This window comes from Gordonia spumicola, assembly GCF_009932475.1.
GTDB classification, from domain to species: domain Bacteria; phylum Actinomycetota; class Actinomycetes; order Mycobacteriales; family Mycobacteriaceae; genus Gordonia; species Gordonia spumicola.
On record NZ_BJOV01000005.1, the window covers coordinates 1,695,084 to 1,707,574 of the forward strand.

A 12,491-nucleotide genomic window follows, 5' to 3' on the forward strand; every position below is an offset into this window, starting at 1 on the left:
CATGCGGTTCCTCGTCCTGGGCGGAACTCGTTCGGGCAAGTCCGCGCACGCCGAGGCCCTCCTCGACTCGGCCGACCGCCCCCGCTATCTCGCGACCGGGCGCCTCACGGACGACGCCGCGTGGCGAGCCCGTGTCGACGCTCACCAGGCCCGCCGCGGCGACCGTTACCTGACTGTCGAGACGCGTGATCCGGCCGCCGAGATGCGGCTCGACCCCGAGTCTCCGGTGTTGATCGACGATCTCGGCGCGTGGGTCACCGGACTGCTCGACGACGCGGACGCCTGGGACGATCCGACCGCAACGATCGACGAGGCCGTCGACGATCTGTGCTCGGCGATCGCCGAGCACGTCGCCGACGTCGTCGTCGTCAGCCCCGAGGTCGGGATGTCCGTCGTCGCGCCGACACCGGTCGGACGGCGCTTCGCCGACGAGATCGGCTCCGTCAACGCCCGCGTTGCCCAGGCGTGTGAGAACGTCCATCTGGTGGTCGCGGGCCGTGTGCTCGAGCTGCCCGCCCCGCTCGCCCGCCCCCTGTCCGTCCCCGACGAGCCGGAACCCGCCGCAGCGGTCCGCGAGATGTCGGGGACCACCGTTCCCCTCGTCCCGGTGCACATTCCGCCGTTCCCCGAGGCGATCTCGCCGTCCGCGACGTTCGTCGGCGCGGCGCTGCCGGACGGCGTCGACGCCGAGGTGTTCCCCGCCGTCGATCCGCCGTCGCCCGCGACCGCCGACGCGGCCCGTGCCCGTCAGCTCACCCTCACCAAGCCGCCGGGCGCACTCGGCGTCCTCGAGGATCTGGGCGTCTGGGTGTCCGCGTGTCAGGATCAGTGTCCCCCGCATCGGATCGTCGCCCCCGCCGTGGCCGTCTTCGCGGGCGATCACGGTGTCGCGAAGGACGGCGTCTCGGCGTTCCCACCCGAGGTGACCGCGCAGATGGTCGCCAACATCGCGTCCGGCGGCGCCGCCGTCAACGTCCTCGCCCGGCGCGCGGGCGCCAAGGTGCATGTCTTCGATCTGTCGGTCGACGCCGACCTGCCCTCGGGTCACCAGGCCTCCACGGCGTACAAGGTGCGACGCGGCAGCGGCGACCTGCGCAAGGGTGAGGCGATGACGATCGCGCAAGCACGGCGATCGCTGGCGGCAGGCCGCGCGATCGCCGACCGCCTCGTCGACTCCGGAGCCGACCTGCTGATAGCGGGCGACATGGGCATCGGCAACACGACGCCTGCCGCCGTGCTCATCGGCACCATCGCCGACCGCGAACCGGTTGTCGTCGTGGGCCGCGGCACCGGTATCGACGACGCCACCTGGATCCGCAAGACGGCCGCCATCCGCGACGGCATGCGGTACGGACGACGGTTCCGCAACGAGCCGTTGTCGTTGCTGGCGGCGGTCGCCGGTCCGGATCTGGCGGCGATGGCGGGATTCTTCGCTCAGGCGTCGCTCCGCCGGACGCCGGTCCTGCTCGACGGCGTCGTCACGACGGCCGCGGCGCTGGTCGCCGAACAGCTCGCTCCGGGCGCCGCAGCCTGGTGGCGGGCCGGGCACCGGTCGACCGAGCCCGCGCACGACTTCGCGTTGACCACACTCGGGTTGGAGCCGATCGTCGACATGTCGATGCGCCTCGGCGAGGGCACGGGCGCATTGACGGCTCTGCCGATCGTCTCGTCGGCCGTCGACGCGTTGATCGACATGGCGACATTCGCCGACGCCGGCGTCAGCGATGGCGGTTAGCCCGCTCGGCGCCCTGCATGTGGCGGTCAGCTGGCTGACCGTCGCCCCGCTCCCCCAACCCCGGGCCGAGATGGACCGGCGGACCGGCGGCGCGGCGATCGCCGCCGTACCCGTCGTCGGGGCGTTGCTCGGCTGCGTCGCCGCGAGCGCGGCATTCGGGCTGTCGTTCACGCGCCTGCCCGACCTGCTGATCGGGGTGCTCGTCGTCGCGCTGCTGGCGCTGTCGACCCGCGGCATGCACCTGGACGGACTCGCCGACACCGCGGACGGCCTCGGCTGCTACGGCGACCCCGAAGGTGTCCGCGCGGTGATGCGCAGCGGCGACGTCGGACCGTTCGGCGCCGCGACCCTCACCGTGGTCCTCGCCGTGCAGGCGATCGGCTTCTCGACTCTGTCGGCCGATCATTCCTGGCCGCAGATCGTCTTCGCGGTGGCGCTGGGTCGAGTCGCTGTCGTGTACGGGTGTCGCCGCGGCCTCGATGCCGCGAACGCCGACGGGTTCGGAGCCCTCGTCGCGGGCACACAACGGTGGTCGACGGTGGCGTGGACCGTCGTCGCATTCGGGGCCGCCTGGCCGCTCGGCGTGCGGGCCGTCTGCGCGGTCCCCGCGGTCGTGCTGTTCACCGTCTTGTTCACCGCGCACTGCCGCCGACGTATGGGCGGTGTCAGCGGCGACGTCCTCGGCGCCGTCGTCGAACTGTCGACGGCCGTCGCGGCAGTACTCCTGATCGTCTGAACGGCGGCACAAATCGGATGTTGTCAATCCATCGTTGAGACGAATTCTCTACTGGTCAGTACACCGGCGCGGCGCGGCGACAGACTCTACGTGGCAGTTCCCCCACAACCCACGGAGAGTTCATGAACAACCGTTTCCGGACCTCGCTCCTCGTCTCCGGCATCGCAGCGTGTGCGGCGGCGTCCATCGGAGTCGGCACGGCATCCGCATACGAGACCATCTACGTCGACGAGGCCCTGTATCCGCATACGGACACCCTGACCAGCGGGGTGTTCGACGTGTCGATCACCAACAAGGCCCACCAGAAGGCCGACTGCACGGTAACGCTGTACCCTACGTCCGAGAAGGACGACGTGAAGAACCTCGTCGCCGTCACCAACGACTGGTGGCGCAGGGTGGCCGACGACGCCGACCTCGCCGCGGCCAAGGCCGAGGTGACCGGGGCCGCGGGAACGGTCGACGTCAAGGACATCGCCGTCGGCGACACGAAGTCCGGCTCCATCACACCGGCCGCGCCCGCACAGTCCGACTACGTGGTCTTCAACTTCTGCCGCGCCGACGATCCGGCCACCGAGACGTTCGAGATCTCGACGTCGAGCTACGACATCGCCTCGACCGCCCCCGACCCCGACAACACGTTCGGAAGCCTGACCGGACCGGGTCTGGGCAGCCTCGCATCGGTCCTCCCGCAGAAGCCCTGAAACAGGCTTCGTCCGCCGGTCGTGAGAGCGATACGCGACACGGCCGGCGGACGACGTCCGGCGCGGCCTCCGCGAGGCACTCCCTTGTCATTTGTACAGGTCAATCGACGTCGACCGATACGTTGAATCCTGCCGCTCGGTCGCCCGTCATGACCGATTCCGCTCCGGCTCCGTGTCATGGTCAGTCCGTCCACCACTGACATCGACTGGAGAACCACATGACAATCCAATCTCGCGCCGCACTCGTCGGCGTCGCCCTGGCCGCAGGCATGGCGACGACGATCTGCATGGGCGGACACGCGTCCGCAGCCAGCGGCGACCCGGCCGTGTTTCCGCACACCGCCTCACTCGTGTCCGGCAAGGTGACGGTCAGCATCACCAACAAAGCAGCAGCGCCCGCCAACTGTGGTTTCACGCTGTACCCGAGCACCGCGAAGACTCAGGTCGACGATGTCGTGACCGCGTACCAACGCGGCGATCGTCCCCTCACCGACTTCAGCGACGCCATCGCGCAGCTGACGGCCGAGCAGCTCGGGACCGCGGACATAAGCGGAATCGCCGTCAACGCATCCAAGTCGGGCAGCACCGGCGCCAAGGGCGGCTCGACCTCCTACTACGTCCTGCAGCAGTGCGCCACGACCCAGGAGGCTTCCATCTCGGATCTGTCGCTCGCCATGGACGGCTACCTCGTCGAAGGCACCGCGGGAACCGGCGGAAACGGAAGCCTCGACACCGGCAGCCTCGGCTCGCTGCTCCCCTGACCCACAGACGACGTCGTCCGCCAGTCGTGTCGCCATACGCGACACGACTGGCGGACGAAAGTGCAGAGCCTACTTGAGGCGGGTCATCCAGCCGTGAGTGTCGGCGAAGGTGCCGCGTTGAAGCCCGGTGAGGGTGTCGCGGAGGGCCTGAGTCACCTCGCCGGTGGTTCCGTCGCCGACCGTGTACTCGTCGGTGTCGCTCTGCACGCGTCCGACCGGCGTGATGACCGCGGCCGTGCCACACGCGAACACCTCGGTGATCTCGCCCGAACGGACGCCGTCGGCGAGTTCCTTCGTCGAGATCTTCCGCTCCTCGACGGAGTATCCGGCGTCGGCGGCCAACGCCAGCAACGACTTCCGGGTGACGCCCGGCAGCAGCGAACCGCTCAGCTCCGGCGTGACGAGGCGAGCCTGCGATCCCGAACCGAAGACGAAGAACAGGTTCATCCCGCCCATCTCCTCGATGTACTTGTGCTCGATCGCGTCGAGCCAGACCACCTGGTCGCAGCCCTTCTCCGCGGCCTGGGCCTGTGCGAGGAGCGACGCCGCGTAGTTGCCGCCGAACTTCGCCGACCCCGTGCCGCCGGGCGACGCGCGCACGTACTCCGTGCACAGGTAGACGCTCACCGGCTTCAGACCGCCCTGGAAGTACGCTCCGGCGGGCGAGCCGATGAGGACGTAGCGGTACTGGTTCGCGGGACGCACCCCGAGACTGGCCTCGGTCGCGAACATGAACGGACGCAGGTACAGCGACTCCTCGCCGCCCGCCGGCGGAACCCACGCGTTGTCGACGTCGAGCAGCGCGCGAAGCGAGCCGACGAAGTCGTCCACCGGGAACTCCGGCATCGCGAGACGACGAGCCGACGTGTTGAACCGCTCGGCGTTCGCCTCCGGACGGAACGCCGCGATCGTGCCGTCCGGCTGGCGGTACGCCTTGAGGCCCTCGAAGATCTCCTGAGCGTAGTGCAGGACCATCGCCGCCGGATCGAGTGCGATCGGGCCGTACGGGGTCACTTTCGCGTCGTGCCATCCGCGGTCACGGTCGTAGTCGACGACCACCATGTGGTCGGTGAAGTGATTGCCGAAGCCCGGCGCGGCGAGGATCTCGGCGCGACGACCGTCCGACACCGGATGCGGATGCTCGGTGCGAGTGAACTCCAAGGTCATGCACCGATCCTATCTCTGATCCGCAACCGGGTCTCGAGCGACGGCGACGTCAGACGTTGCCCTGCACGAACGGAGGCAGCACGACCTCGCATTCGAGCGCGCGCCCGCGCACGTCGACGACGACCGTCGCCCCCTTCTTGACGCCCGACGACGCGTCGATGAACGCGAGCGCGACGCCCTGCTTGAGCGTGGGCGAGAAGGTGCCGGACGTGCAGACGCCGATCTGTTCGCCGCCCGCCTCGAGGTGGACGGTGCAGTCGGCACGCGGCACACCACGACCGGTCGCCTTCAGTCCGTAGAGGCGCCGGGCCGGGCCTGCCTCCTTCTCGGCGACGAGGGCGTCGCGCCCGAAGAACTCCGGCTTGTCCCAGCCGACGGCCCACGAGCTGCGCGCCTGGACGGGCGTGATGTCCAGGCTCAGTTCGTGTCCGTGCAGGGCGTATCCCATCTCCGTGCGGAGCGTGTCGCGCGCGCCGAGACCCGCGGGCAGACCGCCGTTGGCGGTGACCTCGGCGAGCAGCGCGTCGAACACCGGGCCCGCGTCGTCCCAGCCGGGAAGGATCTCGTAGCCGTGCTCACCGGTGTAGCCGGTGCGGCACACGCGGACGGTGCGCTCCACGCCGCCGACGGTGAGCGCGGCGTCGGCGAACGCCATGTACTCCATCTCGGTCGGCAGTCCGAGCGCCGCGAGGACGTCGGTCGACTTCGGTCCCTGAACGGCGAACACCGCGTAGTCGCGATGCTGGTCGGTGATCTCGATCCCCTCCGGCGCGACGGCGGTGATCGCGGCGACGACCGCGGGCGTGTTGGACGCGTTCGGGATCAGGAACACCTCGTCGTCGCTGACGAGATACGTGATCAGGTCGTCGACCACACCGCCATCGGCGTCGCAGCACATCGTGTACTGCGCCTTGCCCGGACCGACCTTGCGGAGGTCGTTGGTGAAGCAGCTGTTCACGAAGTCGGCCGCGCCCGGTCCCTTCACGAGCGCCTTGCCGAGGTGGCTCACGTCGAAGATCCCGACCGCCTCGCGCACCGCGGTGTGCTCGGCGACGGTGCCCGAGTAGGAGACGGGCATGTCCCACCCGCCGAATTCGGCGAAGGACGCGTCGAGGGCGATGTGGCGGTCGGCGATGGGGCCTGCGAGGAGTTCGGTCATGCACGTAACGGTATCGCCCGGCATCCGCGGGCGGGTGGATAGAGTGGGCAACCGTGAGCAGCCATGACTTCGCGGACCGTGCACGCGGCCCGCACATCGACCTGACCACCGCCCTCGCCAAGGATGACGACGTCCTGGTGATCGGCCTGATCTCCGCCGACGACCCCGATGCGGCGGCCCCGTCGCTGCTGATCGGCGAGGACCTCTTCGACGACGCCACCGCCGAGGCCGTGTCGGCGAGCGTCGCCGCGGTCGGCGGCACCGGACGCGCGGGCGAGATCCTCAGCTTCCCCGCCCCGGCGTCGCTTCCGGTGCGGCTGATCCAGACCGTCGGGCTCGGCTCCGACACCGACTCCCGCGACGACGACGCGATCCGCCGCGCCGCGGGCGAATCGATCCGCAAGCTCGACGGCGCGGGCCGCGTCGTCAGCACCCTCGGCGATGCGGGTGTCGGACCGGCGGCCGAAGGCTACTTCCTCGGCGCCTATCGCTTCGAGGAGTTCCGCACGGAGAAGTCGGCGTCGACGAAGCAGCCGCCCGCCGATGTGCGACTGCTGGCCGCCAAGACGAAAGAGAACCGCGCGGCGCTCGACCACGCGCTGATCGTCGCCGACTCGGTCGCGATCGCCCGCGACCTCGTCAACACCCCGCCGAGCCACCTGTTCCCCGCCGAGTTCGCCGAACGCGCCCGCGTCCTCGGTAGCAAGGCCGGACTGCGCGTGGAGATCCTCGACGACGTGGAACTCGACAAGGCCGGATACGGCGGCATCATCGGCGTCGGCAAGGGCAGTTCCCGTCCGCCACGCCTGGTCCGACTGATCCACGAGGCGAAGGGCGCGCAGCGGAGCGTCGCGCTCGTCGGCAAGGGCATCACTTTCGACACCGGCGGCATCTCGATCAAGCCCGCCGCGGGCATGGAGCAGATGACGTCCGACATGGGTGGGGCCGCGGCCGTCGTCGCCACCGCGATCGCGGCGGCGAAGCTCGACGTGAACGTCACCGTCATCGCGACGGTCCCGATGGCGGAGAACATGCCGTCGGGCACCGCGCAGCGTCCGGGCGACGTACTGACCCAGTACGGCGGGACCACCGTCGAGGTCCTCAACACCGACGCCGAGGGCCGCCTCATCCTCGCCGACGCCATCGTCCGCGCCTGCGAGGACGAGCCCGACTACCTGATCGACACCGCGACGCTCACGGGAGCGCAGATGGTGGCCCTCGGCACCCGGACTCCCGGCGTGCTCGGCACCGACGAGTTCCGCGACCGCGTCGCGACGATCTCGCAGAGCGTCGGCGAGAACGGCTGGGCCATGCCGATGCCGTCGGAACTGCGCACCGACCTCGACTCGCGCGTCGCCGATCTCGCCAACGTGACCAACCACCGGTGGGGCGGAATGCTGTCGGCCTCGATCTTCCTGAAGGAGTTCGTGGCGAAGGACGTCGACTGGGCGCACATCGACGTCGCGGGCCCCGCGTTCAACACGTCGGGCCCGTGGGGATACACGGCCAAGGGCGGCACCGGTGTGCCCGTGAGGACGCTGATCGCCGTCATCGAGGACATCGTCGAGAACGGCTGAGCGCCGCCTCAACCGCTACTGACGGGTAACCGATGGACTCCCCTGAACGTCTCACAGCGAGCGGGTACTGTGAGTTCGGGAGTCGGTCGATCCACCGTCTGCACGTACACGTGAGCCCACAAGAGCGCACGTGGGAAGCACCCGCGAATCGGCTTGACCGAACGGCACAAGTTCACGAATTAGGGAGTCACACGCAATGGCCTTCTCTGTTGAGATGCCCGCCCTGGGTGAGAGCGTCACCGAGGGAACCGTCACCCAATGGCTGAAGCAGGAAGGCGACACCGTCGAAGTCGACGAGCCCCTGCTCGAAGTCTCCACAGACAAGGTCGACACGGAGATCCCGTCGCCCGTCGCGGGCGTCTTGACGAAGATCGTCGCCCATGAGGACGACGTCGTCGAGGTCGGCGGCCAGCTCGCCCTCATCGGCGACGCGGGCGAGGAGGCTCCGGCAGCCCCCGCACCCGCCGCTGAGCCCGAACCGGAACCCGAGCCCGCAGCCGCCGAGCCCGCGGCTCCGGCGGCGAGCGCGCCCGCCGCACCCGCTCCGGCAGGCGGCGCGTCGGGCACCGACGTCGTCATGCCCGAGCTCGGCGAGTCCGTCACCGAGGGCACCGTCACCAACTGGCTCAAGGCCGTCGGCGACACCGTCGAGGTCGACGAGCCGCTGCTCGAGGTCTCGACCGACAAGGTCGACACCGAGATCCCGTCGCCGGTCGCAGGCGTGCTGCTCGAAATCGTCGCCGACACCGACGACGTCGTCGACGTCGGTGGACGCCTCGCAGTGATCGGCGACGCGAACGCCGCACCCGCCACGCCCGCACCGGCGCCCGCGGCCCCGGAACCCGCGCAAGCTCCCCCCGCGCCCGCCGCACCCGCGCTGACTCCGGCCCCCGCACCTGCGGCTCCCGCGGCCGCCGCTCCGGCACCCGCAGCCCCGGCGCCCGCCGCCGAGTCGCCGACCCTGGAGTCGACGCCGTACGTCACGCCGCTCGTGCGCAAGCTCGCCGCGGAGAACGACATCGACCTGTCGACGCTCACCGGCACCGGCGTCGGCGGCCGCATCCGCAAGCAGGACGTCATCGCCGCGGCCGAGGCGAAGAAGGCTCCCGCACCGGCCGCTGCCCCGGCTCCGGCCGCGGCGCCCGCAGCCGCACCGGCGGCCGCCGCGTCGGCGAGTCCCGAACTCGCAGCCCTGCGCGGAACGACGCAGAAGATCAACCGCATCCGCCAGATCACTGCCGCGAAGACCCGCGAGTCGCTGCAGTCGAGCGCGCAGCTCACGCAGGTCCACGAGGTCGACATGACCAAGGTCGCCACCCTGCGCAAGGCGGCCAAGGCAGGCTTCGCCGCCGCCGAGGGCGTCAACCTGACCTTCCTGCCGTTCTTCGCCAAGGCCGTCGTCGAGGCGCTCAAGGCGCACCCGAACGTCAACGCGTCCATCAACGAAGAGGCCAAGGAGATCACGTACCACGCGAACGTGCACCTCGGCATCGCCGTCGACACGCCGCAGGGACTCCTGTCTCCGGTCATCCACAACGCCGACGACCTCTCGCTGGCCGGTCTGGCCCGCGCGATCGCCGACATCGCCGACCGCGCCCGCAACGGTGGCCTCAAGCCCGACGAGCTCGCGGGCGGAACGTTCACGATCACCAACATCGGCAGCCAGGGCGCCCTGTTCGACACGCCGATTCTGGTCCCGCCGCAGGCGGCGATGCTCGGCACCGGCGCGATCGTCAAGCGCCCGGTCGTCCTGACCGCAGACGACGGCACCGAATCGATCGCCGCGCGGTCGATCGCCTTCCTGCCGCTGACCTACGATCACCGCCTGATCGACGGCGCAGACGCCGGCCGTTTCGTCACGACCGTCCGCAAGCGCCTCGAAGCCGGAGAGTTCGCGGGCGACCTCGGACTGTGACACGTCCACAACCCGCATGACCGCCGTCCGCGGCGACCGTCACGGTCGTCGCGGGCGGCGCTCGCTTTGTACCGGAATGTTCCCGGACCGCCGCGCGTTGGACCATCACGTGCCCTTCGCGACGCATACCCCCACCCATTCGATGTGTTCTTTGGAGTACCGCCGTGCGTAACGGATCCGCCCGCCTGAGCAGTGAACCGATCGAAGTGCGACGCCTCGGCGTCATCGACTATCGGGACGCCTACGACCTGCAACACCGGCTCGCCGAGGAGCGAGCGTCGGGCGAGCTCGACCACGACGTCCTGCTGCTGCTCGAACATCCGTCGGTGTACACCGCGGGCAGACGCACCGAGGACGCCGACCGCCCGACCAACGGTGCGCTCGTCATCGACGTCGACCGCGGCGGACGCATCACCTGGCACGGCCCCGGTCAGCTCGTCGGCTACCCGATCGTGCTGCTCGCCGAGCCGGTCGACGTCGTCGACTACGTCCGACGCATCGAAGAGGCCCTGATCCGCGTGTGCAACGCGCACGGACTCGCCACCGGCCGGGTCGACGGACGCTCCGGAGTGTGGATCGACGACGAGAAGGGCGACCGCAAGCTCGGCCAGATCGGCATCCGCGTCGCCAAGGGTGTCACCCTGCACGGGTTCGCGCTCAACGTCGACCCCGACATGACCGTGTTCGACGCGATCGTCCCCTGCGGCATCCCGGACGCCGGCGTCACCTCGATCGTCAGGGAGACCGGCGTCCGGATCACCGTCGACGACATCCTCGACGAGGTCAGCGAACTCGTCACCGAATGCCTCGACGACCCGACGCCGCCGTCGCCCGGCCACACCGCAGACCAGCTCATCACCCCAACGACCGTAGGAACCCCGCAGTGACTGCCACCCCGTCCACCCCGTCCCCCGCCGACGCCCCGAGCGGCCGCAAGCTGCTGCGTCTGGAGGTCCGCAACGCGCAGACGCCGATCGAGCGCAAGCCCAAGTGGATCAAGACCAAGGCGACGATGGGCCCCGAGTACACCCAGCTCAAGAGCCTGGTGAAGGGCGAGGGCCTGCACACCGTGTGCGAGGAGGCCGGGTGCCCCAACATCTACGAGTGCTGGGAAGACCGGGAGGCGACCTTCCTCATCGGCGGCGAGCAGTGCACCCGCCGGTGCGACTTCTGCCAGATCGACACCGGCAAGCCGTCCGCGCTCGACCGCGACGAGCCGCGCCGAGTCGCCGAGTCGGTCCGATCGATGGGTCTGCGGTACTCGACGATCACCGGCGTCGCCCGCGACGACCTGCCCGACGAGGGCGCGTGGCTGTACGCGGAGACGGTCCGCAAGATCCACGAGCTGAATCCCGGCACGGGCGTGGAAAACCTGATCCCCGACTTCCATGCGAAGCCCGATCTGCTGGCGGAGGTCTTCGAATCGCGACCCGAGGTGCTCGCGCACAACGTCGAGACCGTCCCGCGCATCTTCAAGCGCATCCGTCCGGCGTTCCGCTACGAACGGTCGCTCGACGTCATCACGCAGGCCCGCGACTTCGGTCTCGTCACCAAGTCGAACCTGATCCTCGGGATGGGCGAGACGCCCGAGGAGATCCGGGAGTCGCTGCGCGACCTCTACGAGGCCGGCTGCGACATCGTCACCATCACCCAGTACCTGCGTCCGTCGCCGCGTCACCACCCCGTCGAGCGGTGGGTGAAGCCCGAGGAGTTCGTCGAGCACTCGCAGTACGCCGAGGAGCTCGGATTCGCCGGAGTCATGGCGGGCCCGCTGGTCCGGTCGTCGTACCGTGCCGGACGCCTGTACTCGCAGGCCATGGCCCGTCACGGCAGGCCGCTGGCGCCCGAACTCGCTCACCTCGCGGCCGAGGGCTCGGCCGCCCAGGAAGCGTCGTCGGTGTTGGCCCGGATGTCGAGCTGACCAGGCGACGGACGGCACATCTGACCCTTTAGACTGGTAGGCATGGCGAAGGCGCAAGACACGAGCAAAGAGGCGAAGGCGGCCGCGAAGGCAGCCCGCAAGGCGGCGAGCAAGGAACGCCGCCAGCAGATCTGGCAGGCGTTCCAGATGCAGCGCAAGGAAGACAAGGCGCTCATCCCGCTGATGGCAGGCGTCATCGTCGGCGTGACGCTGATCTTCGTGCTGCTCAGCCTGCTCGCGAACTTCGGCCCACTGTGGCTGATGATCCCGCTCGGCCTCATCCTGGGTGTCCTGCTGTCGTTCATCCTGTTCGGCCGCCGCGTCCAGAAGACCGTCTACCGCAAGGCCGACGGCCAGCCCGGAGCCGCCGGATGGGCCCTCGGCAACATCCGCGGCCAGTGGCGTGTCCAGCAGGCGGTCGCCGGGACGTCGCACTTGGACGCCGTGCACCGCGTGATCGGCAAGCCCGGCGTGATCCTCGTCGCCGAAGGCCAGGCCAGCCGAATCAAGCCGCTGATGGCGCAGGAGAAGAAGAAGGTCGCACGAGTCGTCGGCGACACTCCCGTCTACGAGGTGATGGTCGGCGACGGCGAGGGCGAAGTCCCGCTCGCCAAGCTCGAACGCTACATCCGCAAACTGCCGAACAACATCGATCGCAACCGCATGGAGGCCGTCGACGGCCGCCTGTCCGCGCTCAAGGCGAAGGGCGGTGCCGGCGCGGCCCTTCCGAAGGGCCCGATGCCCCAGGGCGCCAAGATGCGAAGCGCGGCCCGCACGGTCCGCCGCCGCTGACCTTCGAGAGACCTCAGCCCAGAAGGC

Annotated in this window: 11 protein-coding genes; 9 read left to right on the forward strand and 2 right to left on the reverse strand. The window is 69.7% G+C overall.

Translation table 11 applies throughout. The annotated features are described in order from the left end of the window. Position 1: 1 nt before the first annotated feature. From cobT to GYB83_RS19145, 4 genes are all read left to right on the forward strand, one after another. Positions 2–1,735 (forward strand): nicotinate-nucleotide--dimethylbenzimidazole phosphoribosyltransferase, encoded by a 1,734-nt coding sequence (cobT, locus tag GYB83_RS19130; RefSeq protein WP_161896908.1) that lies wholly within the window; start codon positions 2–4, stop codon positions 1,733–1,735. Continuing rightward, positions 1,725–2,471 (forward strand): adenosylcobinamide-GDP ribazoletransferase, encoded by a 747-nt coding sequence (locus tag GYB83_RS19135; RefSeq protein ID WP_161896909.1) that lies wholly within the window; start codon positions 1,725–1,727, stop codon positions 2,469–2,471. The genes cobT and GYB83_RS19135 overlap by 11 nt, the downstream gene beginning before the upstream one ends. A 122-nt stretch (positions 2,472–2,593) precedes the next feature. Beyond that, entirely contained in the window at positions 2,594–3,172 is a 579-nt protein-coding gene (locus GYB83_RS19140; RefSeq protein WP_161896910.1) for a hypothetical protein, read from the forward strand. A 218-nt stretch (positions 3,173–3,390) separates the two neighbouring features. Then, positions 3,391–3,933, forward strand: a complete 543-nt coding sequence (locus GYB83_RS19145; protein WP_161896911.1) for a hypothetical protein — start codon at positions 3,391–3,393, stop codon at positions 3,931–3,933. 69 nt (positions 3,934–4,002) lie between these two features. On the opposite strand, the gene GYB83_RS19150 is transcribed toward GYB83_RS19145, so the two are convergent. Continuing rightward, positions 4,003–5,100 carry a branched-chain amino acid aminotransferase gene (locus tag GYB83_RS19150; RefSeq protein WP_161896912.1) on the reverse strand — a complete coding sequence of 366 codons (1,098 nt, stop codon included), beginning with the start codon at positions 5,098–5,100 and terminating at the stop codon, positions 4,003–4,005. Between the two features lie 49 nt (positions 5,101–5,149). Beyond that, positions 5,150–6,259 carry a glycine cleavage system aminomethyltransferase GcvT gene (gcvT, locus tag GYB83_RS19155; protein ID WP_161896913.1) on the reverse strand — a complete coding sequence of 370 codons (1,110 nt, stop codon included), beginning with the start codon at positions 6,257–6,259 and terminating at the stop codon, positions 5,150–5,152. 53 nt (positions 6,260–6,312) lie between these two features. Between gcvT and GYB83_RS19160 the strand changes: the two genes are divergently transcribed. The 5 genes from GYB83_RS19160 to GYB83_RS19180 all read left to right on the forward strand — a co-directional run bounded on the left by GYB83_RS19160 (position 6,313) and on the right by GYB83_RS19180 (position 12,464). After that, positions 6,313–7,836, forward strand: a complete 1,524-nt coding sequence (locus GYB83_RS19160; protein ID WP_161896914.1) for a leucyl aminopeptidase — start codon at positions 6,313–6,315, stop codon at positions 7,834–7,836. A 196-nt stretch (positions 7,837–8,032) separates the two neighbouring features. Continuing rightward, entirely contained in the window at positions 8,033–9,751 is a 1,719-nt protein-coding gene (sucB, locus tag GYB83_RS19165; RefSeq protein WP_161896915.1) for a 2-oxoglutarate dehydrogenase, E2 component, dihydrolipoamide succinyltransferase, read from the forward strand. A 164-nt stretch (positions 9,752–9,915) separates the two neighbouring features. Further along, positions 9,916–10,638 (forward strand): lipoyl(octanoyl) transferase LipB, encoded by a 723-nt coding sequence (lipB, locus tag GYB83_RS19170; RefSeq protein WP_161896916.1) that lies wholly within the window; start codon positions 9,916–9,918, stop codon positions 10,636–10,638. Continuing rightward, positions 10,635–11,672, forward strand: coding sequence for a lipoyl synthase (gene lipA / locus GYB83_RS19175; RefSeq protein WP_161896917.1), 1,038 nt, complete (start codon positions 10,635–10,637; stop codon positions 11,670–11,672). Before lipB ends, lipA begins: the two co-directional genes overlap by 4 nt. Before the next feature lie 42 nt (positions 11,673–11,714). Next, positions 11,715–12,464, forward strand: a complete 750-nt coding sequence (locus GYB83_RS19180) for a DUF4191 domain-containing protein (RefSeq protein WP_161896918.1) — start codon at positions 11,715–11,717, stop codon at positions 12,462–12,464. Positions 12,465–12,491 lie beyond the last annotated feature (27 nt).

What these genes read in the sequence shown, in the direction of transcription:
- cobT (WP_161896908.1), top strand. Translation starts at nt 2, where the DNA reads ATGCGGTTCCTCGTCCTGGGCGGAACTCGTTCGGGCAAGTCCGCGCAC.
- GYB83_RS19135 (WP_161896909.1), top strand. Translation starts at nt 1,725, where the DNA reads ATGGCGGTTAGCCCGCTCGGCGCCCTGCATGTGGCGGTCAGCTGGCTG.
- GYB83_RS19140 (WP_161896910.1), top strand. Translation starts at nt 2,594, where the DNA reads ATGAACAACCGTTTCCGGACCTCGCTCCTCGTCTCCGGCATCGCAGCG.
- GYB83_RS19145 (WP_161896911.1), top strand. Translation starts at nt 3,391, where the DNA reads ATGACAATCCAATCTCGCGCCGCACTCGTCGGCGTCGCCCTGGCCGCA.
- GYB83_RS19150 (WP_161896912.1), bottom strand. Translation starts at nt 5,100, where the DNA reads ATGACCTTGGAGTTCACTCGCACCGAGCATCCGCATCCGGTGTCGGAC.
- gcvT (WP_161896913.1), bottom strand. Translation starts at nt 6,259, where the DNA reads ATGACCGAACTCCTCGCAGGCCCCATCGCCGACCGCCACATCGCCCTC.
- sucB (WP_161896915.1), top strand. Translation starts at nt 8,033, where the DNA reads ATGGCCTTCTCTGTTGAGATGCCCGCCCTGGGTGAGAGCGTCACCGAG.
- GYB83_RS19180 (WP_161896918.1), top strand. Translation starts at nt 11,715, where the DNA reads ATGGCGAAGGCGCAAGACACGAGCAAAGAGGCGAAGGCGGCCGCGAAG.